We start from the raw sequence: 25,840 nt of genomic DNA on the forward strand, positions 1-25,840 counted from the left end.
GTGCCGCTTATTTTTTTTGTGGAAAGTGAAAGTAGATGCAAAATATATTTAATTTTAGTGCCGGACCAGCGATGCTGCCAAAAGAAGTTATGCAGCAAGCGCAAGATGAAATGCTAAATTGGAGAGGATTAGGCACCTCAGTAATGGAGGTAAGCCACCGAGGCAAACCCTTTATAGAGGTAGCAGAAAAAGCAGAAGCCGATTTGCGAGAGCTTTTATCTATTCCATGTAATTACACTGTGTTGTTTATGCAAGGTGGTGGCCGAGGTCAGTTTTCAGCTGTACCGATGAATATTTCAAAACAAGGTGGTGTGAGCCAACATTTGTTAACTGGTCAATGGTCAGTCTCAGCTGAGGCTGAGGCGAGAAAATATACCAAAACTGAAATACTCGCTGAGTCGGCATTAGTCGATGGCAAAATCGTTGTGCCGGATCAAACGCTATGGTCCATATCTGATCAGGCTGATTATTTTCACTATTGTACCAACGAGACGGTTGATGGTGTGGAAATTGACTGGGTACCTAAATCGGGCAACGATGCCGTACCCATTGTGGCAGATATGTCTTCCAATATTTTATCTAAACCTCTTAACATTGAAGAATACGGCGTCATATATGCCGGAGCTCAAAAAAATATTGGTCCGTCGGGTTTAGCGTTGGTCATTGTACGAAACGATTTGATTGGCATCGAAAGAGAACAAACTCCTTCTATTTTCAATTACCAACTGCAGGCAAAAAGTGGTTCGATGTACAACACGCCTCCAACCTTTTCATGGTATTTAGCTGGGCTCGTATTCGAGTGGCTGAAAACCAAAGGGGGGTTAGCGAAGATGGCACAGAGGAACCAAGAGAAAAGTGAGCTTTTGTACCAGCAAATAGACAGCACTGGTTTTTATAAAAATAACGTCCATGAGAGCTTCCGTTCAAAAATGAATGTGACCTTTCAATTGCAAGACAGTAGCTTAGATGCGATGTTTTTGGAGCAAGCGGAGTCACATGGTTTAGTTGCGTTAAAAGGGCATCGAGCTGTAGGCGGTATGCGAGCAAGTATTTATAACGCTATGCCACTTGAGGGTGTTCAAGCATTAGCGGGTTTTATGAAAGAATTTGAAAGGAAACATGGATAAATGGAAAGTTTAACTTTAGAACCAATCAATGCAGTTGCAGGTGAAGTCAACGTACCAGGTTCAAAAAGTCTATCTAATCGTGCACTATTGCTAGCGGCAGTATCGACGGGTACAACGACACTCACTAACTTATTGGACAGTGACGATATACGACACATGCTTAATGCTCTATCTGCTCTTGGCGTGCAGTTTGATCTTAGTCCAGACAAAACGAAATGTACCGTGCAAGGCATGGGTGGTCGATTCTCGTGTGAAAAAGAGCTCTCTTTGTTCTTAGGGAACGCAGGCACAGCTATGAGGCCTCTTTGTGCGGCTTTAGCATTTTCAGATGTGAATGTTGAATTGACCGGTGAGCCGCGCATGGAAGAACGCCCTATTGGTGATTTAGTTGACCCACTAATCGCATCAGGCGCCCATATTACGTACTTAAAAGAAACTGGTTTTCCACCCTTAAAAATCCAAGGTCAAGCAATAGATGCTTCCCGTTTGGAGGTGGATGGTACAGTCTCCTCACAGTTTTTGACTGCATTACTTATGGCAGCTCCATTGCTCACCAATGATTTGGAAATAGTGATTAAAGGGGAATTAGTGTCGAAACCCTATATCGACATAACACTAAAAACGATGCAGGCGTTTGGTGTCAGTGTCGACAATAATGAATATAAGTCTTTCCACATTTCAGCAGACGCACAATATCAATCACCGGGTGAATTTTTAGTCGAGGGTGACGCTTCATCTGCTTCTTACTTTTTGGCGGCAGCGGCAATTAAAGGTGGCACGGTAAAAGTGACCGGAGTAGGAAAAGCTTCTATTCAGGGCGATGTTGCGTTTGCTGATGTACTTGAAAAGATGGGCGCGATAGTAGAGTGGGGCGATGATTTTATTCAAGTGACAGGTGCACCACTAAATGCTGTTGATATGGACATGAATCATATTCCTGATGCCGCCATGACTATTGCTACAACGGCGCTGTTTGCAAAAGGCACAACACGCATATCAAATGTGTATAACTGGCGAGTAAAGGAAACAGATAGATTGCACGCAATGGCAACTGAATTGAAAAAGGTGGGTGCTAGCGTCGTAGAAGGCCATGACTTTATCGAAGTCACTCCTCCTACAACTGGATTACAGCATGCTAGTATTGATACCTATAATGACCATCGCATGGCAATGTGTTTTAGCCTCTTGGCCCTAGGTGATGCTGGAATTACCATCAATGATCCAAAGTGTACGGCGAAAACCTTCCCGACTTACTTCCAGACGTTTAGCACCATCTCGAGATAACACGTACGTTTAAGTGAACTTTTTATGATATCGCTCAGTGCAATTACTATAAGGCATTGCACTGAGCTTCTATGCGCGTATAATTGCCGCGTTTTTTCGGCCATGCAGATACGGAGCAATTATGGATAAAGTCCCAGTAGTTACAGTCGATGGGCCAAGTGGCGCGGGCAAAGGAACGCTCAGTACCCTTATTGCCGAACATTATCATTGGCGATTCTTAGATAGCGGTGCTATCTATCGAGTGCTTGCAGTTGCAGCCACTCACCATGGTATTAGCCCGGACGATGAGCTTGGTATCGTGCCACTCGCGTCAAGCTTAGATGTGACTTTTGAAACGATTAACGGCCATACCAGAGTGATTCTGGAAGGCGAGGATGTGTCAGACGATATACGCACCGAGGACGTTGGTGCATTGGCATCAAAAGTCGCCGCATTACCAACCGTTAGAGAGGCCTTATTGCGTCGTCAACGAGCATTTGCTGAGGAGCCAGGTTTAGTTGCAGATGGTCGCGATATGGGCACGGTTGTTTTCCCAAATGCCGATGTGAAAATATTCCTAACAGCTAGCGCCGAAGCCAGAGCGCAAAGACGCTACGATCAGTTGAAAGACAAGGGCTTTGATGTTACACTTCCGCGCCTTTTATCTGACATAGAGGCTCGTGACAAGCGAGATTCGGGCAGATCTGTTGCTCCTTTGGTGGCAGCGAGTGATGCTTTAGTACTTGATTCTACTTCAATGAGTATTAAGCAAGTGCTTGATAAAGCAAAGGATTTCATCGATTCCAAATTGTTTGGTATTGATGTTTAAAGCAGTTGCCAGGACGACGACTGTATTATTAACAACCCCGTAATCCTATGGATGATATTACGGATTAAAAAAGACTATCAAATAAAATGACTGAAAATTTTGCAGAGCTTTTTGAAGAAAGCTTACTACAGCTAGAAACTCGCCCAGGCGCAATTGTGAAAGGTACAGTAGTATCTATCGATAAAGACATCGTTCTTGTTGACGCCGGCTTGAAATCAGAAAGCGCTATTCCAGTAGACCAATTCAAAGCAGCAGATGGTTCTCTTGAAATCGCCGTTGGTGATTCAGTAGACGTTGCTCTTGATGCAGTTGAAGATGGTTTCGGTGAAACTATCCTTTCTCGTGAGAAAGCTAAACGCCACGAAGCGTGGGTTGAACTTGAAAAAGCTTACGAAGAAAAAGAAACGATTAAAGGTATCATTAACGGTAAGGTTAAAGGCGGTTTTACAGTTGAAGTTAATACTGTACGTGCGTTCTTACCTGGTTCACTTGTTGATGTGCGTCCTGTTCGTGAAACAGTACACCTTGAAGGCAAAGAATTAGAATTTAAAGTTATTAAGCTTGATGCTAAGCGTAATAACGTTGTTGTTTCTCGTCGTGCGGTTATCGAAGCAGAGAGCAGCGCAGAACGTGACCAACTTCTTTCTAACTTGGAAGAAGGTGATGAAGTTAAGGGTATCGTTAAGAACTTAACTGATTACGGTGCGTTCGTAGATTTAGGTGGCGTAGATGGTCTTCTACACATCACAGATATGGCTTGGAAACGCGTTAAGCACCCAAGTGAAATTGTAAACGTTGGTGATGAAATCAACGTTAAAGTACTTAAGTTCGACAAAGAGAAATCACGTGTTTCTCTTGGTATGAAGCAAATGGGCAACGATCCATGGCAGGAAATTGCTAATCGTTACCCAGAAGGCGCTAAATTAAGCGGTGCTGTGACTAACCTAACTGACTACGGTTGTTTCGTAGAAATCGAAGACGGTGTTGAAGGTTTGGTTCACGTTTCTGAAATGGATTGGACTAACAAAAACATCCACCCATCTAAAGTTGTTAACTTAGGTGATGTTGTGGAAGTGATGGTTCTTGAAATTGACGAAGAACGTCGTCGTATCTCTCTAGGTCTTAAACAGTGCATCGACAACCCTTGGGAAACATTCGCTAAGTCACACGAAAAAGGTGACAAAGTGTCCGGTAAGATCAAGTCTATCACTGACTTCGGTATCTTTATCGGTCTTGACGGTGGCATCGACGGTCTTGTTCACTTATCTGACATTTCATGGCAGAAAACAGGTGAAGAAGCGGTTCGTGACTATAAGAAAGGCGATGAAATCTCAGCTGTTGTTCTTCAAGTTGACCCTGAGCGTGAGCGTATCTCTCTTGGCGTTAAGCAAATCGAAGAAGACCCATTCAATAAGTATCTGACAGATAACAAGAAAGGTGCTATTGTTAATGGAACAGTAATCGAGGCCGATGCTAAAGGTGTGTCAGTACAACTTGGTGAAGAAGTTGTTGGTTATATCCGCATTGGTGACCTTGCACGCGATAGAGTGGAAGATGCAAGTGAAGTAGCGAAGGTTGGAGATTCAATCGAAGCTAAGTTCATGGGCGTTGACCGTAAGAACCGTGTTGTAAACCTTTCTGTTAAAGCAAAAGATCAGGCTGATGAAAAAGAAGCTCTTGATCAAGTTAACAATCAAGGTGAAGACGCTGGTTTCGCTAACGCGATGGCAGAAGCATTTAAAGCTGCTAAAGGCGAGTAATGCAATTCGGAGCGGCAGTTCCTGTCGCTCCAATTTCTTCCCGGTTGCTTGACTTCATTCTTATATAGGAGATTTTTTTGTGACCAAATCAGAACTTATCGAACGTTTAGGCGAAAAAGCACAGCACCTTCAAGGTAAAGAGCTTGAACTCGCAATCAAAGAATTACTAGAGCAAATGGCACAGACCCTTCAACGCGGCGACCGTATTGAAATTAGAGGGTTTGGCAGTTTCTCATTACATTACCGTGCACCACGAACTGGCAGAAACCCAAAAACGGGTGAAACAGTTGAATTAACAGGTAAGCACGTACCACACTTCAAAGCAGGCAAAGAACTCAGAGACAGAGTTAATCTGTAATCAGGAAGACGGTTGAAAAGGGTGCATCGATGAAAGGAATAATCGTTTTTGTTGTCATAATTTTGCTGTTTATGTTTGCGATTGTCATTGGCTCTCAAAATACCCAAATTATTTCCGTTAATTACCTTATAGCAAAAGCCGAGATGAGAGTGGCTACCTTTATGGTCATTTCTTTGGCCATTGGTTTCGTTATTGGTTTCTTATTAATGCTTTTACGCTTCTTGGCGCTAAAGATGCAGAACAAATTGCTGCAGAGACGCATTAAGAAACTTTCAAAAGAAAATAGTTAAATGTTAGAGGCTCTCTTTCTTGCCTTACCAGTCGCCGTTGCTTATGGCTGGGTAATGGGCCGCAACAGCCTTCGTAAAGCACAACGTAAACAATCCTCGATATTATCTAAGCACTATTATAAAGGGCTGAATTTCTTGTTGTCCGACGAGCCAGATAAGGCAGTCGACACCTTAATGAAAATGATCAGTGTAAATAATGACACTGTTGAGACCCACATCGCGATGGGTAACTTTTTCCGGCATCGGGGCGAGTTAGACCGTGCTATTCGCGTGCATCAAAACTTAATTAGTCGTGACGAAATCAGCAGCAGGCAAGAAGCACTCGCACTTGTTGAGTTAGGGACTGATTATCTTATGGCTGGCTTTTTAGAACGTGCCGAAGGTGTTTTCTTGCAGTTGCTAGAGCAGACTCAGCATTTTGATCTTGCACAGCAAAAACTATTTAACATTTACCAAATTACCAAAGAGTGGAATAAGGCAATAGATTTAGCCAGTGCGAGTATACAAATAACGCCAAATGACAAACATTTGTACGTTTTGCTTTCACACTTCTACTGCGAACAAGCAAAATTATTGCTCGAAGACGAAAATGTCGATGAAGCTAGATCATTTTTGAAGAAAGCAATTGTAATCGATGGCAGCCAAGTCAGAGCGTGGTTAGACCTTGGGCGTTTGGCCTTAGAGTCTGGAAATTACAAAGAAGCGTTTAATTATTTATCTGAAATTCCTAAACGAGACCTAGATTGGTTGAGTGAGGCTGTTCCACTGTTAGAAGAGTGGGCAGCTAAAAGTGATGGCTGGGACGAATTAGATAAGCTTCTTGAACCCTACTGGCAAAAATGTGCGTCCTCATATATTGCTAAAGTAAACATTATTGCCAAACGTGGTGAAAATAATCTTGCGATTGATACCTTAAATACGCAATTACAGAAACACCCAACAATGCGCGGATTTAAAACGCTACTGAGTTTATATCAGGAAGACTTTAAGGAAAGTGAGCAAGCGCAAAGAAGCATTGAGCACCTGAAGTCTTTACTTGATAAACAAATCGGTCAACGACCTAAGTATCGTTGCCATAGTTGTGGTTTTTCCGGGCGTCAATTGCACTGGTTATGCCCTTCATGTAAAACATGGTCAAGTAATAAGCCTATAAAAGGGCTAGATGGAGAATAAAAAATGAAAATTAGAGACGCAAAAGTCATTGTTGCTCTAGATTTTGATGATGTCACTCTTGCCAATGACTTAATAGCAAAACTCGACCCTAATGCATGCCGTTTGAAGATAGGTAAAGAAATGTTTACCTACTTTGGCCCAGAGTGGGTAAAGCAAGTTATTGAGATGGGGTTTGATGTATTCTTAGATTTGAAATTTCATGATATTCCTAATACGGTGGCAAAAGCTTGTAAAGCGGCCGCATCACTGGGTGTGTGGATGGTGAATGTGCATGCTAGCGGCGGTGAGGTCATGATGAAAGCCGCGAAAGAAGCCTTGGATTCTGTGTCAGGCCGCCGCCCTTTACTAACGGCAGTGACGGTGCTGACAAGTATGGATCAAGAGCAGTTAGACGCCGTGATGGGTAATACGCCCATTCAAGAGCAGGTGAAAAAATTGGCTTTGTTGGCGCAAAATTGTGGTCTTGATGGAATAGTTTGTTCTGCACAGGAAGCAAAAGCGCTGCGCACCCTTGTTGATCCTAATTTTGCCCTAGTGACTCCAGGTATACGCCCAGAAGGCAGCGACAAAGGAGATCAAAAACGCATTGCCACGCCTAAAACTGCGATGGCTGATGGTGTCAGTTATTTGGTTATTGGTCGTCCAATTACTCAGTCAGATTCACCATTAGATAGTTTAGATGCTATCAATCAAAGCATAAGTGACTATTTAAGATGACAATTTGTTTTGAAGATCAGAGTTTGTTTTGAATAAGCATAAAAAAAGGAGCAGATAAGTCTGCTCCTTTTTTGTATTTCTTATGACCCAAAATTACAGCGCTAATGCTTCCGCTGCATTTTGATAGGTCAAGCCTAAACTGTCGCCTAAAGCATCGACAACGGCTTTATAAGTCACTATTCCTTTGTGTACGTTCAAACCATTCAACAAATGCGGGTCATCAAGCATCGCTTGCTTAGGTCCTTTGTTCGCCAGGGCTAAACCGAATGGAAGCGTGGCGTTGTTTAATGCCATGGTAGATGTTCTAGCAACACCGCCTGGCATGTTTGCTACGCAGTAATGAACGACATCATCAATAATATATACAGGATCTTGATGAGTCGTTGCCTTAGAGGTTTCAAAACAGCCACCTTGGTCAATAGCAACGTCAACTAGCACAGAGCCTGGCTTCATATTTTTGATATGCTCGCGCGTTAACAGCTTGGGTGCGGCAGCGCCGGGAACGAGAACTGCTCCAACAACTAAATCTGCTCGAGATGAATAATAGTCAATCGCATCAGAAGTTGAAAAGACAGTGGTGAGGCGACCTTCAAAAATATCATCAAGCTCTCGCAACCGATTTAAAGAGCGGTCTAAAATTGTGACATCTGCACCAAGTCCCATCGCCATTTTAGCAGCGTTAAGCCCAACAACGCCGCCACCTATTATTAATACTTTGCCTGGTGCAACGCCCGGCACGCCACCAAGCAGAGTGCCGCTTCCGCCATTGGCTTTTTCTAGGTAATGCGCACCCGCTTGAATAGACATTCTACCTGCAACTTCGCTCATTGGAGCAAGGAGTGGCAAAGTGCCGCGGTTGTCGGTGACAGTTTCATATGCGATGCAGGTAGCACCAGATTCAACTAATAATTGAGTCTGTACAGGGTCAGGTGCTAAGTGTAAGTAAGTGTAGAGAGTTTGGCCTTCACGCAACATTTTACACTCGTTAGGCTGAGGCTCTTTCACTTTAACAATCATATCTGCGGTGGCAAAGATTTCTTCTGGGGTTTCAATCATTGTTGCGCCAGCAGCTAGATATAAATCATCTGTAAAACCAATTGACGTGCCAGCATTCACTTGAACAAGGACAGCGTGCCCATTATTTGTGAACTCTTGCACTGCGGCAGGTGTTAAACCGACGCGGTATTCGTGATTCTTAATTTCCTTTGGTACACCTACAATCATCTTATTTACCTTAGCTAAAAAAATTCGATAGCAGTGTACTGTATTTTTTGAAAACAAAAATATCGAAGATTTTAACTTTCTGGTAGTATGTTTTGTACTTGGCAACAAAGGCGGTATAAAATGCTGGTTAAAACTCCCAAACATATTGATAGAATCGATAGAAAAATCCTGACAGAACTTCAAAATGATGGAAAGCTAGCTAACGTTGAATTGGCGAAGCGAGTAGGCTTAAGTCCAAGCCCCTGTTTAGAAAGAGTAAAGAGGCTAGAGCAGCAGGGGTATATTGTCGGTTATACAGCGAATGTCGATCCAGCAAAACTTGGGGCGGCAATGTTGGTGTTTGTCGAAATAACACTCTCAAAAACGTCGGTAGATATCTTTGCAGAATTTTCTGCGGCTGTACAGAGCCAGGATGATATTCAAGAATGTCATTTGGTGTCAGGCAATTTTGACTTCCTTTTGAAGGCAAGGGTTGCGGATATGTCCAGTTATCGAAAATTGTTGGGAGACACGTTATTGCGTTTGCCTGGTGTGAGTGAATCACGAACCTACGTCGTGATGGAAGAAGTGAAGCATACAAACAAGATAAAAATTAACGATAAATAGCATTCATTCTGTGTTCAGTCATTTGGATTATGATATTCTTAGCACTGAAAACATATAATAAGAACTAAACATACAAAAGATGTAGGGAATATGGCGCGATTGTCCGGAACTCAGCGACTAATGGAAGTAGGCATGATGTTATCATGCGCCACTGCTTTCTTTTTATTGATCGCTTTAGCTTCATTTCACCCAAGTGACCCAGGTTGGTCTCAGGCGGGTTTACACAATGAAATTCAGAATCTAATGGGCTCAATGGGTGCATGGTCTGCTGACATCTTATTGTTTACCTTCGGCATTACCGCGTACGCTCTGCCGTTTGCCTTGGCGTTTTGTGGCTGGTTTATTTTCCTACACGTCAAAAGTGTCGCTAAGCTTGATTACCTCACTATTAGCCTCCGTTTAATTGGTGCCTTGTTCATGGTTTTCGGTTTTACAGGTATAGCAAGTATCAATTTCGATGACTTTTATAGCGTATCTGCTGGCGGAGCAATGGGCGATATTATCAGTACCGCACTCATTCCGCATTTTAGTTTTGTAGGCACAATATTGTTGCTTATCAGCTTTTTTTGTACGGGCTTTACACTCGCAACAGGTATCTCTTGGCTAACTATCATTGATAGCATTGGCTCGTTTACGATCAACCGAGCACTGGATGTTTATCGTTTGCCTTCTACATTAAGTTCAGTGTCGCTGCCGGCTCTCAAGAAACCAGAGGCGCAAGGGCTTGCTGATATCGATGCCCATTTACCAAAAGAAAGTGAAACAGCCGAACTCAATATTACCGCGCTCCGGGCTGAGCCGGAACCAGAAGCAGCGGACTATTCGCAAGCAGAAGCGGCAACAGAAACAAATAACGATACACCTCAACGCACTGAGCCGAAGTTCCATATTCCTGATGCTGTATTTATGTCTGAGGAAGACGAACCCCTTGAAAATAAATTAAGCCCGTTTGAAGTGTCAGAGGAAGAAGATGAACCGCAAGTACAAAAACCAGAAGCACAGCGAATAAAGGTAGTACGAGCGTCAAAAAGTGTAGGGCAGGGCGGATTACGTGCAGAGCAAAGTATTCAGCCACCAACAATTAATCAAGGCGCTAACGCAGCCAAACCGGCAACAGAAAAGCCGGTGATGCCATCGTTTGACTTGTTAGAGAGAGCGGACAAGCATGAGAACCCGATCACTCAAGAAGAACTCGATCAGGTCTCTCGCCTATTAGAGGCCAAACTTGCTGACTTTAATGTCGTTGCAAAAGTGGTTGATGTGTTACCTGGTCCAGTGATTACAAGATTTGAACTCGATTTAGCACCGGGTGTGAAAGTCAGCAAAATAACGGCTTTGTCTAAAGATTTAGCCAGGGCGATGTCGGCTATCTCTGTGCGAGTTGTTGAAGTTATTCCGGGTAAGTCAGTGATTGGTCTGGAATTACCAAACAAACATCGCGAAATGGTGCGTCTCAGTGAGGTCATCGAAACAAAAGCTTTTCAGGCGAATGAATCACCATTGACGATGGTTTTAGGTGCTGATATCTCGGGTAAACCTGTTGTTGTTGATTTGGGTAAAATGCCACACTTACTGGTTGCTGGTACAACTGGTTCTGGTAAGTCGGTCGGTGTAAACGTCATGATTTTGAGTCTGTTGTATAAATCAACACCAGAAGATGTGCGTTTGATCATGATTGACCCAAAAATGCTCGAGTTGTCGGTTTATGAAGGTATCCCACATCTGCTTGCAGAAGTTGTGACCGATATGAAGGAAGCTTCAAATGCGCTTCGCTGGTGTGTTGGTGAAATGGAACGCCGTTATCGATTGATGTCTGCCTTGGGCGTGCGAAACCTGAAAGGGTACAACAAGAAAATTAAAGAAGCGAAAGCGAATGGTCAACCAATACTAGACCCATTATGGAAGTCTGAAGATAGCATGGAAGAAACGGCGCCAGAATTAGATAAATTGCCTAGCATCGTAGTGATAGTAGATGAATTCGCTGACATGATGATGATTGTCGGTAAAAAAGTAGAAGAATTGATAGCGCGTATCGCCCAAAAAGCAAGGGCTGCTGGTATTCATTTGATACTTGCAACGCAACGACCATCAGTTGATGTTATTACTGGGCTAATAAAAGCGAATATCCCTACGCGTATCGCCTTCCAAGTTTCTAGCAAAATAGATTCAAGAACGATACTCGACCAACAAGGCGCAGAATCGCTATTGGGCGCGGGTGACATGCTTTATAATCCGCCAGGAACAAGTATTACAACGCGTGTTCATGGCGCATTTGTAGATGATCACGAAGTACATGCTGTTGTTGCAGACTGGAAAGCAAGAGGTGAGCCACAGTACATTGATGAAATCCTAAATGGTGAGGCCACAGCTGAAGTATTATTACCAGGTGAGCAAGCTGATGGAGAAGATCAAGAGTTAGATGCATTTTACGATGAAGCTGTTGCATTTATTACTCAAACTCGAAGAGCATCAGTTTCTAGTGTTCAGCGTAAATTTAGAATTGGTTACAATCGGGCCGCAAGGCTCGTGGAACAAATGGAGCAGAGCGGTGTCGTAAGTGCGCCGGGTCATAACGGTAATCGTGAAGTATTAGCTCCGCCTCCGCCTAAGGAATAATTAGTGAAAAACATTGCCATTTATCGAAAAACGATCGGAACCTTATTTGTTTTGCTCTCTTGTTTAAGTACTTCTGTTTTTGCACAAACGCCTATCAAGGCTGCAATAAGCGCGAAGGCTGAACTACAAGACATATTGTCTGACTTTTCATCGTTTCAAGCGACTTTTTCCCAACTCATAACCGACGCTGAAGGGGAAGAGTTGCAACGCTCCTCTGGAAATATTAGCTTGCTGACACCCAACAAAATTCGGTGGGAGACAAGCGAGCCGGATGAGTCCCTGTTAATTGCTGATGGCGAAACAGTCTGGAATATTGACCCGTTCGTTGAACAAGTGACCGTCATGGACCAAAAAGCGTTGACGGATAGCAACCCTCTTATGTTGCTAGTCTCAGACGATAACTCGCAGTGGGAGAGAGTTTCGGTAAGCAAAAACAAAAGCACTTTTACCGTTGTTTCCACTGATCCTGAAGCGAGTATCAGTCAGCTTGATTTAGTGTTTGTTTCAGGAAGCCTAAGGTCTTTAACTTCTTACGACCGGCAAGAACAGACTAGCTTATTAGTGTTTACTGATGTTAAGCAGAATCAAGAAATAAATGACAACACTTTCGGTTTCTCGGTACCCGATACTTATATCATTGATGATCAACGCACTAAATAATTATCTATCGTCATGCCTAGTGCTTCTTATCAACCCTTAGCGAGTCTTTTAAGACCAGTTTCGCTGTCTGACTATGTCGGCCAAAGTCACTTGGTTGGCGAGCATGGTACCATTTCAAAAATGCTTGCGCAGTCTACCTGCTACTCTATGATTTTTTGGGGGCCCCCCGGTTCTGGTAAAACAAGTTTAGTGCATCTCATTGCTAAACAGTTAGATGCAGACGTTATAGAGTTATCCGCCATTAATGCCGGTGTAAAAGAGATACGTGCTGCCATTGGTGACAGTGACAACGTAGATTTATTTCAGAAACAAAAAGTCGTCTTTGTTGATGAAATTCATCGCTTCAACAAAAGCCAGCAAGATGCATTTCTACCTTATGTAGAAAGTGGCCATATTATCCTAATCGGAGCGACCACTGAAAATCCAAGTTTTTCTGTAAATCGAGCCTTGTTATCGAGAATGCGTGTTTTTATTCTTGAAAAACTTCAAGCAGAAGACCTAGAACAACTTTTCTCTCGTGCAATCAGTTTTATAAAAGCGCGTGATGAATCGACATTCGAAATTGATGATGAAGCTAAACAGGCTCTGTTAATGCACGCCAACGGCGATGCAAGAACCTTACTCATGTCAATTGAGATATGTGCGGATATGTTAGCCAATGAGTCACAAATAAACCTTTCGATGGTTCAAAAAGCGACTGGCTCGAAGGTACTTGCGTTCGACAAAGACGGTGATCATTATTATGACTTGTTGTCAGCCTTTCATAAATCTGTTCGAGGCTCTTCAGCAGATGGTGCTTTGTATTGGTTTGCAAAGCTCATTAGAAGCGGAGGGGATCCCTTAGTTATTGCTAGAAGGTTACTCGCTATTGCATCCGAAGATATTGGAAACGCGGACCCAAGAGCCTTGCAAGTGTGTCTAAACGCCTGGGACTTATATCATCGCGTTGGCCCAGCAGAGGGAGAGAGAGCACTAGCACAAGCTGTTATCTATTGTGCACTGGCACCAAAAAGTAACGCAGTGTATAAAGCGTTTAAGGCAGCAATGAAGGCAGTCGAGAACCATACAGATGGCGAGGTACCAGTGCATTTACGAAACGCGCCAACGGCCTTAGCCAAAGAAATGGGACACGGCAGTGGATATCGTTATGCGCACAATGAACCACACGCTTATGCAGCAGGCGAAACTTATTTGCCTGATGCTTTAATCGGTGAGCGTTTTTATGAGCCCAGTGATCGTGGTCTAGAGAAACAATTAAAAGCGAAGATGGCGTTTTTACGTTCCTTGGATGAACAACAATGATGGGAAAACTCATCTTGATTGATAGGATGTAGACTCATGTCACAGATACAAATCTATCTGTTTGTAGCAGTCGGCGGTGCATTAGGCGCATGTTTGCGTTATTTTGTCACACAAATTGCATTGAACCTATTGGGAAAGGGCTTTCCATTTGCTACCCTTGCGGTCAATGTGGTCGGTTCATTCTTTCTTGGGCTGGTATATTCTTATATTCAAGGCAGTACTAATGATACCGAAGGCTTACGAGCGCTCGTGATGGTCGGAATCTTGGGTGCTTTTACCACTTTTTCAACATTTTCGTTGGAAACTATTTTACTCATTCAACAAGGCGATATACTTAAAGCCGGTTTGAACTTATTACTCAACGTGGTCGTTTGCCTATTGGCAGTGTGGGCCGCACTATTATTATTCAAAGGATAGTATAAAAAATGTTAGATCCTCGTTTGCTCAGAAACAATTTAGATGAAATTGCCGAAAAATTGAAACTTCGAGGTTACACTTTAGACGTTTCATCCTTGACTGAGCTTGAAGATAGACGCAAATCACTGCAAGTAGCCACACAAGAACTACAAAATGAACGAACCGTGCGTTCAAAAGCCATTGGCAAAGCCAAAGCATCTGGCGAAGATATAGCGCCTTTATTAGCCGAGGTAAGTGGGCTTGGTGAAAAGCTAGAGGAAGCAAAAAGTAGCCTCGAACAAGTAATGAACGCGCTAAATATTATTTATCAAGAAACACCGAATATTCCTGCAGAAGGAGTCCCTTATGGTAAAGACGAAAATGATAACCAAGAAGTCTTGGTATGGGGTGATATTCCAAGCTTTGATTTCGAAGTACAGGACCATGTAGATGTTGCTGCTGGCTTAGCAAATGGTTTGGACTTTGAGACCGCCGCTAAGCTGTCGGGTTCACGTTTTGTTGTCATGAACGGCCCTGTCGCTAGAATGCACAGAGCACTAGCTCAGTTCATGCTAGACACACATACTCAAGAGCATGGCTATCAAGAAATATATGTGCCATATCTCGTTAATTCAGACAGTTTGTACGGTACTGGTCAGTTACCTAAGTTTGGTGAAGACTTATTCCACACCAAACCTGCGACTGAAGAAGGTCAGGGGATGTCATTGATTCCGACGGCTGAAGTGCCGTTAACGAATATCGCAAGAGACGAGATTATTCCTGAAGGTAGTTTGCCAATGAAAATGACAGCACACACCCCATGCTTTAGGAGCGAAGCGGGCTCATATGGTAGAGATACGCGAGGACTTATTAGACAACATCAGTTTGATAAAGTTGAAATGGTTCAGTTAGTTCATCCGGAAGTATCTATGCAAGCCTTGGAAGAGTTGACGGGTCATGCTGAGACTATCCTACAAAAATTAGGTTTAGCTTATCGCAAGGTACTATTGTGCACCGGAGATATGGGCTTTGGTTCTACTAAGACATACGATTTGGAAGTATGGTTGCCGGCCCAAAATACGTATCGCGAGATTTCGTCATGTTCAAATATGGGTGATTTCCAAGCACGTAGAATGCAAGCAAGATACAAATCTAATGAAATGAAAAAGCCTGAATTCTTACACACATTGAATGGTTCGGGTTTGGCTGTTGGTCGTACTTTGGTGGCGATACTGGAAAATTACCAACTTGCTGATGGTAGTGTGAAAGTACCGGAAGCGTTGTTGCCTTATATGAATGGCGTTGAAACCATTCTAGCAAGCTAGAAAATACTTACTTGCTTATAGACATTTAGCAGGCTTGGGTAAGCCTGCTATTTTAGTTGCTTGCTTTGCTGGACCTTTCGGAAACAAACGCTGCACATATCTACTATTACCAACGTCCGGGCCAAATTCAGCGCTCAATGATTTAACCAATACTCTTATTGCTGGACTGGTTTCGTATTCTTCATAAAATTGACGAACAAAACGCACTACCTGCCAATGCTCAGCTGTAAGTTCAATATTCTCTTGTTCAGCCATTTTTTCAGCTAAGGCTTCGTTCCATTCTGTGTGGTCCACTAAATAGCCATTCCCATCTAGTGCGATATCTTGACCATTGAATTTTATACTGCTGTTCATGTGCAACCTGATGATTTGTTTGAGAGTAAGATAATAGAATGTAAATTATACCGTAATAACTGGCGTATTCTCTATGCTTAGTGAAACCCAATCTTCATAAGCAATTAGTTTAACTTTTGCAGTGTCAGGCAGGCCCGCAAGCAAATAGTCATCTCGCAATACAAGAACACGAGCGCTGGGGAACATTTGACGAATGGCTATATGGTGATAAATAGCATCACCAATACACAAAATAGTGGTTTTGCAAAGAGGGTCATTATCAGTTTTGCAGGCACTATCATCGATTATCGATTTGAGTTTGTTCAGGTCCTTAGAAGAAAAATTAATTAACATAAATCATTCTCAATCTAGTAAATGCATGATCAGAAAGTAAGTACATGAACGCTATCCCTCATCAGTGCTTCGAGTGTCGATTGTGGAATCACTTCAGCAATCGTTTGAGACTCAATTATGTCCGAAACGAGCGTGTTGTCGTCCGTGGGTGTCACAACATAAAGTGCTTCAATGTCGTAGAGCTCAAATGCTTTAAGTTGTTTGTAAATTGATTTTCGTTTTTGTTTGCCGCTGTCTGCATTGCTAGCGAGTTGGTAAGCCCCATCATGAAGAAGTACGAACGAAACGCTCAAGCCAGTATTACTTGCACCTAATGCAGCCTCTATAGCGTCCTGTGCAAAGTTGGAAAAGTAGGGTGCATGAGTAGATAGAATCAGTATTTTACCGGAAATCAAAATTGGATACTCACTAGTGTCGGTTCATTTTGATGTAGTGCTGAAAAGTAGTCTGCCATACCGCAAACTGAAAAAGCCTCAGACACACTTTCTTGTTGATTTCCAGCACTAACGAGACCTCGCTTTTCAGCAGCGGTTATACAAAGGTTGAATGCGGCTCCAGAAATGCGCTTGATATCTATCCATTGGGCTAGTAGAGGAGTCTCTCCGCTGACGGGTAATGCATGACAATTGGCATGGTTAACACCATCGCCATAAAAAAATATCTGTTGAATTTGATGACCTGCAGCCATAGCGGCCTGACAAAACTTGATCGCATGTCGGCCATTAATGGAATTGAGAGGTGCCGTATTTACAAAAATCACAAAGGTTGTCATGGCTGAGTCTACTTTTTGCCTTACTGTCAGGAGTAGTATGGCGTATAAACTTGATTGTTGAAACAAAAACACCCCTAAAAAGGGGTGTTTAAACATTTATAGAACGAAGTCTACCTTAATCATCGCCACCAAAAGCATTTAGAAGTGCAAGTAACGAAGTGAATAGATTGTAGATATTCAAATACAAGGCAACGGTGGCCATGATGTAATTAGTTTCACCACCTTTCACAATGCGGCTCGTGTCATACAAAATGAAGCCCGACATGATGAATACAATTACCGCGTTGATCGCTAGGTGAAGCGCTGGGATTTGGAAAAATAGGTTAGCAATGATCGCGATGAGTGCGAACACTAAACCTATCGTTAAAAAACCACCCATAAAGCTGAAGTCTTTCTTACTAACTAAAGCATAACCTGAAAGTGCTATAAAGATGATAGCTGTTGTGCCGAACGCTTCCATGATTAATCCTGGATGCCCAACATTCAAATAGTAAGTTAGCAATGGACCTAAGCTTGCGCCCATTAGACCAGTGAATAAAAACACCAAGCCCAAGCCGGCTGTTGAATTAGCAAACTTAGATACAGCAAATAAAGAAGCGATAGCGGCAATGAACAATCCTATTCTAGCGCCAAAGCCCAAATTCATGTTCATTGTTATCGCAGCACATATGGCACTGAATACTAATGTCATGGACAAAAGCAAATAAGTATTTTTCAATACTTTATTAACCTCAATCGCCGACCGAGTGTCGGAAGTTGAGTAAACTGAACGTTGTTCCATTTTTACGTCTCCACCTTAATTAATAATTGAGTAAATTGCTGGGGTATTTCTTAGGTACTTTGTATGGTGTTTAGTTCCAAATTTCAAGTCATTTCTCTGTGATTAGGTATACATTTATACGAAACGGGTGAAATTTGGTCAAACGATCAAAAAAATTAAAATATTTCTTTGTAAAGACTTTACAACAGCCTATTTCATCCTTAATATGCGCACCTCTTACGGAGAGTTGGCAGAGTCCGGCTGAATGCACCTGACTTGAAATCAGACGAAGGGTCAAACCTTCCGGGGGTTCGAATCCCTCACTCTCCGCCACATTTAAAGCCCTGACCTTTGGTCGGGGCTTTCTCGTTTTAGAACTTCAATATATCCAAGCCAATATTATCGCTTTAGCTTTCTATTATCTATTCCATTATGCACGCTTTTGTAAGATACTCATTAAGTTAACGTGACATACTTTTAATAAATAATAAGAAATTGAGGCTCCTACGTGATCAAGATTTTATTGGTTGATGACCATGAACTCGTCAGGACAGGGATCAGTCGTATACTAAATGATGTGAATGATTTTGAAGTCGTCGCTGCTGTGGGCAGTGGTGAAGATGCGGTGGATCATTGCAGAAAAGCGGCGCCAGATATCATAATGATGGATGTGAGCATGCCAGGTATCGGTGGATTAGAAGCCACTCGAAAAATACTGCGCTTTTGTGAAGATACCAAGGTTATATGCCTTTCAATGCATAAAGAAAACCCAATCCCTACCAAAATAATGCAAGCAGGTGCACATGGTTTTCTGACAAAAGATGCCGAGCCGGCTGAAATGGTAAATGCAATTTACAAAGTATCAGCAGGTCAACGTTATATTTCCGCTGAAGTTGCCCAGGAACTCGCTATAGGTGTTACGAATCCGAATAACGACAATCCTTTTGCTAGTTTATCCGACCGGGAACTAGAAATTACATTAATGCTGACGCGTGGTACTCGTGTACCTGAGATCGCTACAAACTTAAATATTAGTGCTAAGACAGTCAATACGTATAGATATCGTATGTTCGATAAATTAGGCGTACAGTCCGATGTTGAACTGACCCACCTAGCATTGCGCCATAAGCTAATTCAAACAGAAGTGTAATGACCGACGGAACACCTTTCAATTCCGAAGCCTTTTTAAAGAACTTGAGTTCCAAACCTGGCGTTTACCGTATGTATAACGCTAGGGATGAAGTTATTTATGTAGGTAAGGCGAAGAATTTAAAAAAACGCGTTTCTTCCTATTTTAGAAAGAACGTTGATAGCGTAAAGACTCAATCACTAGTAACACATATAGCGAAAATGGACGTTACAGTAGTTTCTAGTGAGACCGAAGCGTTTCTCCTTGAAAACAACTTCATAAAAAAATATCGTCCTCGTTATAACGTGGTCTTACGAGATGATAAATCTTACCCTTTTATTTTTCTGTCGGAACACAAACATCCCAAATTAGGTTTTCATCGGGGCACGAAGAAATTAAAAGGTACCTATTTTGGGCCGTATCCGAGTGCTTGGGCGGTGCGAGAAAGTCTGCGGTCGATGCAACGCATTTTCCCTATTAGGCAGTGTGACGATAGTTATTATCGAGCGCGCAGCAGACCTTGTTTACAGTATCAAATGAAAAGGTGTTCAGCCCCCTGTGTTGAGGGGTATGTTACTGAAGATGAATATTCAGAGCAGGTAAATCTAGCCACCTTATTCCTCAAAGGCAAAAACAATGAAGTGATCGGCACGCTGGTTGGCAAAATGGAAAAAGCCAGTGAGGCTCTTAATTTTGAAGCTGCAGCTCGCTACCGAGACCAAATTAGCGCGTTAAAAAGGGTACAAGAACAACAGTTTGTTACCGGCGAACAAGAAGAAATGGACGTATTTGGCTATGCATTCAGAAATGGATTAGCCTGTGTCCAAGGGCTTTTTATACGCGATGGACAACTTCTGGGAAGCAAGTCATTCTTCCCAAAAATTCCCAAAGGCATTGATGCTGACAGCACGTTCCAGTCATTTATTTTGCAATTCTACTTGGCCGGCAACAAAACCATTCCGAAACAAATTGTATTACCGTTAAAATTTGAAGAGTTTGAAGAAGTCGAAAAAGTCCTCAGCGTAGAGGCTGGACACAGAGTGCGTTTTTACACTGGAGTGCGAGACGAAAAACGACAATACCTCCAGTTAGCGAACAAAAACGCTGACAACGCATTAGAAACACAACAGAATCAGCAAAAATCGATGTTTGCCCGATTTGTCGACCTTGAAAAACTGATTGAGAGAGACACACCGATTCAGCGGATGGAATGCTTCGATATTAGTCATACTTCAGGTCAACAAACGGTAGCCTCTTGTGTCGTATTCAACCGTGATGGTCCGTTAAAGGCGGACTATAGAACGTTTAATATAGAGGGGATAACACCTGGGGACGACTATGCTGCTATGGCACAGGCGTTGAGGCGGCGGTATAAAAAACCAAGTGAAGAAGCCAAGATACCCGATATACTCTTTATTGATGGAGGAAAAGGACAGCTGTCTCAAGCTGAGGCCCACTTTGAAGATTGGCCTTCGGAATTCAAACCCACCTTGATTGGTGTTGCAAAAGGGACATCTCGAAAACCTGGCTTAGAAACCTTAATTTTGTCTGGATCGTACGAAACGATTCCTATTGAAAGTGATTCACCGGGTTTGCATTTGATTCAACATATTCGAGACGAATCTCATCGTTTCGCAATATCGGGGCATAGAAATCGTCGTCAAAAAGTGAAAAAAACATCTACGCTTGAAGGGATTCCGGGTGTAGGTCCTAAAAAGCGCCAAGCTTTATTAAAATATTCGGGTGGTTTACAGGGCCTTAAAAAAGCCAGCAAACAAGAAATTAGCAAAGTTCCTGGGATTAGCGACGATCTGGCCGATATCATTTATGATTATTTGCATTCTTAACGCTTGTCATCTGCTATGATTAGTTATTGAAACGAGCAGTAAAGTAAGGTTTTTAGTATATATGTGGACAATTCCCAATATCATCACCATTTTTCGGGTTCTTCTTATCCCTGTATTCGTGGTGGTATACTTCTTAGATTGGCGCTGGGCACAAGAGCTTGGTGCGTTTATTTTTTGGCTTGCGGCGATCACCGATTGGTTCGACGGCTATCTTGCCCGTAAGTTAAAACAGTCCAGTGCTTTTGGCGCGTTCCTCGATCCTGTTGCAGATAAGTTAATTGTTGCAGCCGCTTTGTTGATGGTCACCCACACTTACGCTAGTGTTTGGATTACTGTACCAGCCATCGTTTTGTTGATGCGTGAGATATACGTGTCAGCGTTACGTGAGTGGATGGGGCAGAACGGGAGCTCTGCTACCGTTAAGGTATCTTTCATTGGTAAGTCGAAAACAATGGCGCAGATGTTAGCGCTAATTGGCTTACTTTCCGGTCTAGAGTATTTTATGGGCTTCCCAATATATTGGGTGACGCTTGGTAAGATTTTATTATACTTCTCGGCGGTTTTATCGCTTTGGTCAATGGTTGCCTATACTCGAGCTGCCTGGAAAGATTTATCTAAGTCATAGGAAACTAAGACAAAAGCCATTGTTTTGGCTGTTTCAGTGTAAAATAACAACGAACTGTACAATTTTTAATAAAACAGAATATTTCTTTGCTATTTGGTGTTGACACCTTTCATTTTGAGGGTAGAATGCACCCCACATTTCAGAGCGGGAATAGCTCAGCTGGTAGAGCACGACCTTGCCAAGGTCGGGGTCGCGAGTTCGAATCTCGTTTCCCGCTCCAATTTTTGATTGACGAAATGTAATCAGTAACAAGGTAACATTGTTGCGGCGGAATGGCAGAATGGCTATGCAGCGGATTGCAAATCCGTGGATCTCGGTTCGACTCCGGGTTCCGCCTCCAACCTTGCCAAAGAACGTTGTAACATCAGTGCCCGGGTGGTGAAATTGGTAGACACAAGGGATTTAAAATCCCTCGTCGGTAACGACGTGCCGGTTCAAGTCCGGCCCCGGGCACCATTCTTTTTTATATAATTCATTTACCTACACATACTATTGCATTTGGCATATTTGCCGTCTTACGTATTTTAAAAAGTACACATCTCCGTCTTTTCTCGATATTATCAATGCCTTTGAGCATCCCAGTCATCACAGCAAAGGAATATTGCTATGCAGACAATCATTCAACCAAAGCAATTACTATCATTGTTAGAAGATGAATTACCTGAAGTAGCAGAAGTAAAGTCACCAAAGATATTGTTCACCAGCATGAAGAAGGCGCCGGCATCAAAACCGGGCATAGTGCTATCGAACGATGCCTACATTCCTCAATCCATATACTTCGATTTTGAAACGTGTTTTGTTGATGGTAATTCGGCTTTAGAGCATATGATGCCGCCTGTCGCTATATTTGAGAACGAAATTGCAAAACTGGGTTTGGAAATGGACGATGAAATCGTTGTTTATGACGATTTTGGTAATTTTTGCGCCTCTCGTGTTTGGTTCATGCTGACATCAATGGGCTTCTCTAAGGTAAGAGTGCTTCAAGGTGGTTTACCCACATGGCTTGAGCTTGCTTACCCAACTCAAGCAACACTCACCAGCCCAAAGCCATCGTTCGTAAAAGTAAACCTTCAAGTTAATCGACTAATGAAATTTGTGGATAGTGACTTCATGCTGTCCATCATAAATAAGCGGTCTGGTTTCGAACGAATACAAATTGTAGATGCAAGAAGCGTAGGGCGTTTTGAAGGCACTGAGACTGAGCCAAGAGCTAATATGAGGTCAGGGCATATGCCTGGGGCGTCGAGCTTGCATTACGCTCGCCTGCTAGAGCACGGGATGTTCAAGGAAAAATATGTCTTACAAGATATGTTTGTTGAAGCGGGTGTTGACCTTAACTTACCCATTGTTACATCTTGTGGTAGCGGAGTGACAGCATGTATCCTGGCTCAAGCGTATTATGAATTAGGGAACCGAGAGATATATGTTTACGATGGCAGTTGGTCAGAGTGGGGCGCGAGTGATTCGTTTCCTATAGAAAAATTATAAAAAGGATAAGTGGTCGTGTTCAATTGGGTCGAGCTATTTTCTATTGCGTTAATTCATTTCTTTGCAGTTGCTAGCCCGGGACCGGATTTTGCGGTAGTGCTGAAACAGAGTATACAGCAAGGGCGTTTACCCGCCTTAGTTACAAGCCTTGGAATAGGCTGTGGGATATTGTTGCATGTGACATATTCACTTGTGGGTATTGGCCTGATTATACAAACGACGCCTTGGTTACTTAATTTACTTTTATATGTTGCTGCCGCATATTTAGCCTGGATAGGTTGGTCAGGTTTAAATAGCAAACCTAGCGAAATACGACACGAAATACCCAAAGGTCATTCGAATAAAACATTAGTAAAGTCATTCGTTATTGGTTTCGTCACAAATGGTCTAAACCCAAAGGCAACGCTCTTCTTTCTATCTTTATTTACTGTGGCGATATCAGTTGATACCAGTATTCATGATAAAATCATTTATGGGATCTATATGGCCGTAGCCACAACCCTATGGTTTAGTTTTGTGTCACTAGTCATTACTCATAAAAAGGTGCGTTACTTTTACCAAGACAATGGCTATATTTTTGACCGTATTATGGGCGCGGTCCTTATTATAATGGCGGTACTATTACTTTTTAGTAACTAAATTCTATCAATAGGGCGATCCAAACAGGGTGTAATCAGTTATTATACGAGGGTACCCGAAACAATTATGGTGAGTTGTGTTCCAACAAAATAAGAATGAGTCAGAAGCCTTGGAAAAAGCGCTAAATGGACAGTACGATTTCGATATAAAAAGTTTATTCATGCGGGCAGGTGAAGCCTCCCGAAAAAATATGGCAACCATTCTGAAGTGCATCCTTGCTGCGGTTTTTTTCGCTTTGGGCATTACCATCGTTTTTTTCCAAATATACGAGATTCAAACCGTAGAACAATTTGAAGCAATCCCTTTAGAAACCAGATATCTATTCCAAATGATACTGGAATGCTTAATCGCGCCAATGTTAGTAGGTTTGACCATGATTGGTGTTAGAACTGAGCGCAAAGAGGCGGTCACTTTTAGCATGTTGTGGGCGTATTACCCAATTTTTATCTTTGTCGCGTCAGCGACCTTGATGGTGGCATTGCTATCGCAACTCGGCTTTGCACTTTTCTTGTTGCCTGGAATCTATGTACTGGTCACTACCATGTTCGTGCAAGCACTGGTGGCCGATAAAGCAATGAGTCCCTTAGCTGCGTTAGTATTGTCCATTAAAGTCTCAAATAAATACCTAGTGAAGATCGCTCTGTGCTACTTGGCTTTCTTTGCAATGTTCATCTTCGTCATGATAACGTTTGGATTCGCTCTGATTTGGGTAGGCCCTTTGTTCTTTAATTTTAAAGGGATCCTGTACAATGATTTATTTGGTGGCATTAGCGAGGTTCAAAATGCGCCAGAACATTCAGAAGAGGAAACACACTTTGATGCATAAGTTAAAGATAATTTCGATCGCAATTACGGTTTTGCTTCTTGTTGTATTCTCTGTTTATTTTTTACAACCCCAAAAATCTGAAATTCAAGAAATCCCACAATCGGTGAGTGCCAAGCAAGCCATTCCCGACTTTGCAGAAATTAAACAGACCACAGAAAAAAAGAAGGCGTTTTTTTCCTATCTCCGTCCTGAGGTTGAAACACAGAATGCCCACATTTTGCTACAACGAGAGTTCGTTCATGGACTCCGTGCTAAACATATTGCAGAAGAGCAAATTACCGAAAACCAAATGGAAGAACTTCTTTGGCTTATGAAGGAGTACAGAGTAGAGGAAAATGATGATCTAGAACTCGTTTTTGACAAACTTTTAACGCGTATCGACATTGTTCCGGTAGAATTAGTACTCGTTCAAACTGCGAATGAAAGCGCTTGGGGCACATCGAGGTTTGCTAGAAAAGGTTATAACTTTTTTGGATTGTGGTGTTTTAGGAAAGGCTGTGGCTTTGTTCCTAAAAGACGTAACGATGGCGCTGCGCATGAAGTGGCTAAGTTTGATGATTTGTCGACAGGTATGTACACCTATTTGAGAAATTTAAATCGACATGATGCATATAAAGAGATGCGTGCAATCAGAAAGCAATTACGTGACCAAATGAAACCAATATCAGCCACGGCGCTTACCGAAGGTTTGACCAAGTATTCCGAGCGTGGTGACGACTATGTCGTTGAGCTTAAACATATGATAAGAACAAATCAGGATTTGATGTAATGAAGAAAGCAATTGTTGGGACTGTATTAGCATTGGGATGCGCGTTTATCGCTTCTCCTGCGCTGGCAGATGAAGTCGAAGTCGCTTACAAGACATTCTATAGTCATGTAAAGAAATTAGACAATGAGGATACACAGGCCCTGCAATTCGCTTTCGGTTTTACTTATGTACAAAATGGTAAGCTTTGTCATATAAATTCAGCTCGGATTAGCACCGAAAAAAAGCAAATGCCATTGAAAGTGAGCAAAGAGCAGCGCTTTACGATTCAATCAGAAAAGGCACTTAATCTTGCTAATGCAAAGGTAGTCATAGACTTCAAAGAACCGTCAAACCAATGTGACATTTCAGTTCAGTTGGAAACAAAACCTGAATACTTAAAAGAGAACTATACTTTCGAAGAATTAAGCTTTCTGTACCAGCAATACGAAGCCTTCTTCAATGAAATGGGAAGTTTTCTGTCGTTTATGATGCCCAACGTAAGTGGTCTAATGTTTCAATTTGAAGATACAAACCTAAGCGAAGCAACTAAAACGGGTGAAAGAGTAAGTGAAGGCACCTTGATGTTAAATGACGAGTGGTTTGAAAATGAAAGGGGCCTTAGATTACAGCGAAAGCCGTTACGCATAACCGCTATAGCTACTAAGTAATAACG

The 25,840-nt window shown here is 42.4% G+C and carries 28 protein-coding genes and 4 tRNA genes; 26 read left to right on the forward strand and 6 right to left on the reverse strand.

The window, feature by feature from the left end:
* Positions 1-35: 35 nt before the first annotated feature.
* The 8 genes from serC (at position 36) to pyrF (ending at position 7,517) form a co-directional block, all read left to right on the forward strand.
* A complete protein-coding gene (gene serC / locus RM556_RS01685) occupies positions 36-1,127 on the forward strand; it encodes a 3-phosphoserine/phosphohydroxythreonine transaminase (protein WP_311373693.1) in 1,092 nt (363 codons plus the stop codon).
* On the forward strand, positions 1,128-2,411 hold the full coding sequence (gene aroA, locus RM556_RS01690) for a 3-phosphoshikimate 1-carboxyvinyltransferase (RefSeq protein WP_311360212.1): 1,284 nt from the start codon (positions 1,128-1,130) through the stop codon (positions 2,409-2,411).
* Between the two features lie 121 nt (positions 2,412-2,532).
* Complete coding sequence (gene cmk, locus RM556_RS01695) at positions 2,533-3,219, forward strand: (d)CMP kinase (RefSeq protein ID WP_311373694.1); 687 nt, start codon at positions 2,533-2,535, stop codon at positions 3,217-3,219.
* 86 nt (positions 3,220-3,305) lie between these two features.
* Positions 3,306-4,979 (forward strand): 30S ribosomal protein S1, encoded by a 1,674-nt coding sequence (gene rpsA / locus RM556_RS01700; protein ID WP_311360214.1) that lies wholly within the window; start codon positions 3,306-3,308, stop codon positions 4,977-4,979.
* A 79-nt stretch (positions 4,980-5,058) separates the two neighbouring features.
* Complete coding sequence (gene ihfB, locus RM556_RS01705; RefSeq protein ID WP_311360215.1) at positions 5,059-5,337, forward strand: integration host factor subunit beta; 279 nt, start codon at positions 5,059-5,061, stop codon at positions 5,335-5,337.
* A 29-nt stretch (positions 5,338-5,366) separates the two neighbouring features.
* Positions 5,367-5,627, forward strand: a complete 261-nt coding sequence (locus tag RM556_RS01710; RefSeq protein ID WP_311360216.1) for a LapA family protein — start codon at positions 5,367-5,369, stop codon at positions 5,625-5,627.
* On the forward strand, positions 5,628-6,800 hold the full coding sequence (gene lapB, locus RM556_RS01715) for a lipopolysaccharide assembly protein LapB (protein WP_311373695.1): 1,173 nt from the start codon (positions 5,628-5,630) through the stop codon (positions 6,798-6,800). It abuts the gene before it with no gap.
* Between the two features lie 3 nt (positions 6,801-6,803).
* Positions 6,804-7,517 (forward strand): orotidine-5'-phosphate decarboxylase, encoded by a 714-nt coding sequence (gene pyrF, locus RM556_RS01720; protein ID WP_311373696.1) that lies wholly within the window; start codon positions 6,804-6,806, stop codon positions 7,515-7,517.
* A gap of 93 nt (positions 7,518-7,610) precedes the next feature.
* Here the strand turns inward: pyrF and ald are convergent, their stop codons facing one another.
* Positions 7,611-8,741 carry an alanine dehydrogenase gene (gene ald / locus RM556_RS01725; RefSeq protein WP_311360219.1) on the reverse strand — a complete coding sequence of 377 codons (1,131 nt, stop codon included), beginning with the start codon at positions 8,739-8,741 and terminating at the stop codon, positions 7,611-7,613.
* 120 nt (positions 8,742-8,861) lie between these two features.
* Here ald and lrp point away from each other — a divergent pair, with 120 nt between their 5' ends.
* From lrp to serS, 6 genes are all read left to right on the forward strand, one after another.
* Positions 8,862-9,347: a leucine-responsive transcriptional regulator Lrp gene (gene lrp, locus RM556_RS01730; protein ID WP_311360220.1), complete on the forward strand. Its 486-nt coding sequence runs from the start codon at positions 8,862-8,864 to the stop codon at positions 9,345-9,347.
* 90 nt (positions 9,348-9,437) lie between these two features.
* Entirely contained in the window at positions 9,438-11,963 is a 2,526-nt protein-coding gene (locus RM556_RS01735) for a DNA translocase FtsK 4TM domain-containing protein (protein WP_311373697.1), read from the forward strand.
* 3 nt (positions 11,964-11,966) lie between these two features.
* Positions 11,967-12,623 (forward strand): outer membrane lipoprotein chaperone LolA, encoded by a 657-nt coding sequence (gene lolA, locus RM556_RS01740; RefSeq protein WP_311373698.1) that lies wholly within the window; start codon positions 11,967-11,969, stop codon positions 12,621-12,623.
* 12 nt (positions 12,624-12,635) lie between these two features.
* On the forward strand, positions 12,636-13,925 hold the full coding sequence (locus tag RM556_RS01745) for a replication-associated recombination protein A (protein WP_311373699.1): 1,290 nt from the start codon (positions 12,636-12,638) through the stop codon (positions 13,923-13,925).
* A 36-nt stretch (positions 13,926-13,961) separates the two neighbouring features.
* A complete protein-coding gene (gene crcB / locus RM556_RS01750) occupies positions 13,962-14,342 on the forward strand; it encodes a fluoride efflux transporter CrcB (protein ID WP_311360224.1) in 381 nt (126 codons plus the stop codon).
* 8 nt (positions 14,343-14,350) lie between these two features.
* Entirely contained in the window at positions 14,351-15,646 is a 1,296-nt protein-coding gene (serS, locus tag RM556_RS01755) for a serine--tRNA ligase (protein ID WP_311373700.1), read from the forward strand.
* Between the two features lie 15 nt (positions 15,647-15,661).
* Here the strand turns inward: serS and RM556_RS01760 are convergent, their stop codons facing one another.
* From RM556_RS01760 to RM556_RS01780, 5 genes are read right to left on the reverse strand one after another with little or no spacing between them, the layout of a single operon-like run.
* Positions 15,662-16,000 carry a TusE/DsrC/DsvC family sulfur relay protein gene (locus RM556_RS01760; protein ID WP_311360226.1) on the reverse strand — a complete coding sequence of 113 codons (339 nt, stop codon included), beginning with the start codon at positions 15,998-16,000 and terminating at the stop codon, positions 15,662-15,664.
* A 45-nt stretch (positions 16,001-16,045) separates the two neighbouring features.
* Positions 16,046-16,333 carry a DsrH/TusB family sulfur metabolism protein gene (locus tag RM556_RS01765; RefSeq protein ID WP_311360227.1) on the reverse strand — a complete coding sequence of 96 codons (288 nt, stop codon included), beginning with the start codon at positions 16,331-16,333 and terminating at the stop codon, positions 16,046-16,048.
* A gap of 29 nt (positions 16,334-16,362) precedes the next feature.
* A complete protein-coding gene (locus tag RM556_RS01770; RefSeq protein WP_311360228.1) occupies positions 16,363-16,728 on the reverse strand; it encodes a DsrE family protein in 366 nt (121 codons plus the stop codon).
* Positions 16,725-17,171, reverse strand: coding sequence for a sulfurtransferase complex subunit TusD (gene tusD, locus RM556_RS01775; RefSeq protein ID WP_311373701.1), 447 nt, complete (start codon positions 17,169-17,171; stop codon positions 16,725-16,727). The genes RM556_RS01770 and tusD overlap by 4 nt, the downstream gene beginning before the upstream one ends.
* 49 nt (positions 17,172-17,220) lie before the next feature.
* Positions 17,221-17,886, reverse strand: coding sequence for a Bax inhibitor-1/YccA family protein (locus tag RM556_RS01780; protein ID WP_311373702.1), 666 nt, complete (start codon positions 17,884-17,886; stop codon positions 17,221-17,223).
* Positions 17,887-18,106: 220 nt separating this feature from the next.
* Between RM556_RS01780 and RM556_RS01785 the strand changes: the two genes are divergently transcribed.
* From RM556_RS01785 to RM556_RS01840, 12 genes are all read left to right on the forward strand, one after another.
* Positions 18,107-18,198: transfer RNA gene (locus RM556_RS01785), tRNA-Ser, on the forward strand.
* 175 nt (positions 18,199-18,373) lie between these two features.
* Positions 18,374-19,015 (forward strand): UvrY/SirA/GacA family response regulator transcription factor, encoded by a 642-nt coding sequence (uvrY, locus tag RM556_RS01790; RefSeq protein ID WP_311360231.1) that lies wholly within the window; start codon positions 18,374-18,376, stop codon positions 19,013-19,015.
* A complete protein-coding gene (uvrC, locus tag RM556_RS01795; RefSeq protein WP_311373703.1) occupies positions 19,015-20,841 on the forward strand; it encodes an excinuclease ABC subunit UvrC in 1,827 nt (608 codons plus the stop codon). Before uvrY ends, uvrC begins: the two co-directional genes overlap by 1 nt.
* A 61-nt stretch (positions 20,842-20,902) precedes the next feature.
* A complete protein-coding gene (pgsA, locus tag RM556_RS01800) occupies positions 20,903-21,466 on the forward strand; it encodes a CDP-diacylglycerol--glycerol-3-phosphate 3-phosphatidyltransferase (RefSeq protein WP_311360233.1) in 564 nt (187 codons plus the stop codon).
* A 144-nt stretch (positions 21,467-21,610) separates the two neighbouring features.
* Positions 21,611-21,686, forward strand: a tRNA-Gly gene (locus RM556_RS01805).
* Between the two features lie 46 nt (positions 21,687-21,732).
* Positions 21,733-21,806: transfer RNA gene (locus RM556_RS01810), tRNA-Cys, on the forward strand.
* A 29-nt stretch (positions 21,807-21,835) separates the two neighbouring features.
* A tRNA-Leu gene (locus RM556_RS01815) sits at positions 21,836-21,922 on the forward strand.
* Between the two features lie 150 nt (positions 21,923-22,072).
* A complete protein-coding gene (locus tag RM556_RS01820; RefSeq protein ID WP_311360244.1) occupies positions 22,073-22,954 on the forward strand; it encodes a sulfurtransferase in 882 nt (293 codons plus the stop codon).
* A gap of 15 nt (positions 22,955-22,969) precedes the next feature.
* The gene (locus tag RM556_RS01825) at positions 22,970-23,593 is read left to right on the forward strand and encodes a LysE family translocator (RefSeq protein WP_311360245.1); all 624 of its coding nucleotides are present in this window, start codon (positions 22,970-22,972) and stop codon (positions 23,591-23,593) included.
* 76 nt (positions 23,594-23,669) lie between these two features.
* A complete protein-coding gene (locus RM556_RS01830) occupies positions 23,670-24,419 on the forward strand; it encodes a hypothetical protein (RefSeq protein ID WP_311360246.1) in 750 nt (249 codons plus the stop codon).
* Positions 24,412-25,188: a glucosaminidase domain-containing protein gene (locus tag RM556_RS01835; protein ID WP_311360247.1), complete on the forward strand. Its 777-nt coding sequence runs from the start codon at positions 24,412-24,414 to the stop codon at positions 25,186-25,188. Before RM556_RS01830 ends, RM556_RS01835 begins: the two co-directional genes overlap by 8 nt.
* Entirely contained in the window at positions 25,188-25,835 is a 648-nt protein-coding gene (locus tag RM556_RS01840; RefSeq protein WP_311360248.1) for a DUF2987 domain-containing protein, read from the forward strand. The genes RM556_RS01835 and RM556_RS01840 overlap by 1 nt, the downstream gene beginning before the upstream one ends.
* Positions 25,836-25,840 lie beyond the last annotated feature (5 nt).

It is taken from the genome of Alteromonas sp. W364 (genome assembly GCF_031846205.1).
Classification (GTDB): Bacteria; Pseudomonadota; Gammaproteobacteria; order Enterobacterales; family Alteromonadaceae; genus Glaciecola; species Glaciecola blandensis.

What these genes read in the sequence shown, in the direction of transcription:
- serS (WP_311373700.1), top strand. Translation starts at nt 14,351, where the DNA reads ATGTTAGATCCTCGTTTGCTCAGAAACAATTTAGATGAAATTGCCGAA.
- cmk (WP_311373694.1), top strand. Translation starts at nt 2,533, where the DNA reads ATGGATAAAGTCCCAGTAGTTACAGTCGATGGGCCAAGTGGCGCGGGC.
- lrp (WP_311360220.1), top strand. Translation starts at nt 8,862, where the DNA reads ATGCTGGTTAAAACTCCCAAACATATTGATAGAATCGATAGAAAAATC.
- serC (WP_311373693.1), top strand. Translation starts at nt 36, where the DNA reads ATGCAAAATATATTTAATTTTAGTGCCGGACCAGCGATGCTGCCAAAA.
- ald (WP_311360219.1), bottom strand. Translation starts at nt 8,741, where the DNA reads ATGATTGTAGGTGTACCAAAGGAAATTAAGAATCACGAATACCGCGTC.
- uvrC (WP_311373703.1), top strand. Translation starts at nt 19,015, where the DNA reads ATGACCGACGGAACACCTTTCAATTCCGAAGCCTTTTTAAAGAACTTG.
- RM556_RS01710 (WP_311360216.1), top strand. Translation starts at nt 5,367, where the DNA reads ATGAAAGGAATAATCGTTTTTGTTGTCATAATTTTGCTGTTTATGTTT.
- lapB (WP_311373695.1), top strand. Translation starts at nt 5,628, where the DNA reads ATGTTAGAGGCTCTCTTTCTTGCCTTACCAGTCGCCGTTGCTTATGGC.
- RM556_RS01840 (WP_311360248.1), top strand. Translation starts at nt 25,188, where the DNA reads ATGAAGAAAGCAATTGTTGGGACTGTATTAGCATTGGGATGCGCGTTT.
- RM556_RS01745 (WP_311373699.1), top strand. Translation starts at nt 12,636, where the DNA reads ATGCCTAGTGCTTCTTATCAACCCTTAGCGAGTCTTTTAAGACCAGTT.
- RM556_RS01780 (WP_311373702.1), bottom strand. Translation starts at nt 17,886, where the DNA reads ATGGAACAACGTTCAGTTTACTCAACTTCCGACACTCGGTCGGCGATT.
- aroA (WP_311360212.1), top strand. Translation starts at nt 1,128, where the DNA reads ATGGAAAGTTTAACTTTAGAACCAATCAATGCAGTTGCAGGTGAAGTC.
- RM556_RS01820 (WP_311360244.1), top strand. Translation starts at nt 22,073, where the DNA reads ATGCAGACAATCATTCAACCAAAGCAATTACTATCATTGTTAGAAGAT.
- pyrF (WP_311373696.1), top strand. Translation starts at nt 6,804, where the DNA reads ATGAAAATTAGAGACGCAAAAGTCATTGTTGCTCTAGATTTTGATGAT.
- RM556_RS01760 (WP_311360226.1), bottom strand. Translation starts at nt 16,000, where the DNA reads ATGAACAGCAGTATAAAATTCAATGGTCAAGATATCGCACTAGATGGG.
- crcB (WP_311360224.1), top strand. Translation starts at nt 13,962, where the DNA reads ATGTCACAGATACAAATCTATCTGTTTGTAGCAGTCGGCGGTGCATTA.
- RM556_RS01765 (WP_311360227.1), bottom strand. Translation starts at nt 16,333, where the DNA reads ATGTTAATTAATTTTTCTTCTAAGGACCTGAACAAACTCAAATCGATA.
- RM556_RS01835 (WP_311360247.1), top strand. Translation starts at nt 24,412, where the DNA reads ATGCATAAGTTAAAGATAATTTCGATCGCAATTACGGTTTTGCTTCTT.
- rpsA (WP_311360214.1), top strand. Translation starts at nt 3,306, where the DNA reads ATGACTGAAAATTTTGCAGAGCTTTTTGAAGAAAGCTTACTACAGCTA.
- RM556_RS01735 (WP_311373697.1), top strand. Translation starts at nt 9,438, where the DNA reads ATGGCGCGATTGTCCGGAACTCAGCGACTAATGGAAGTAGGCATGATG.
- pgsA (WP_311360233.1), top strand. Translation starts at nt 20,903, where the DNA reads ATGTGGACAATTCCCAATATCATCACCATTTTTCGGGTTCTTCTTATC.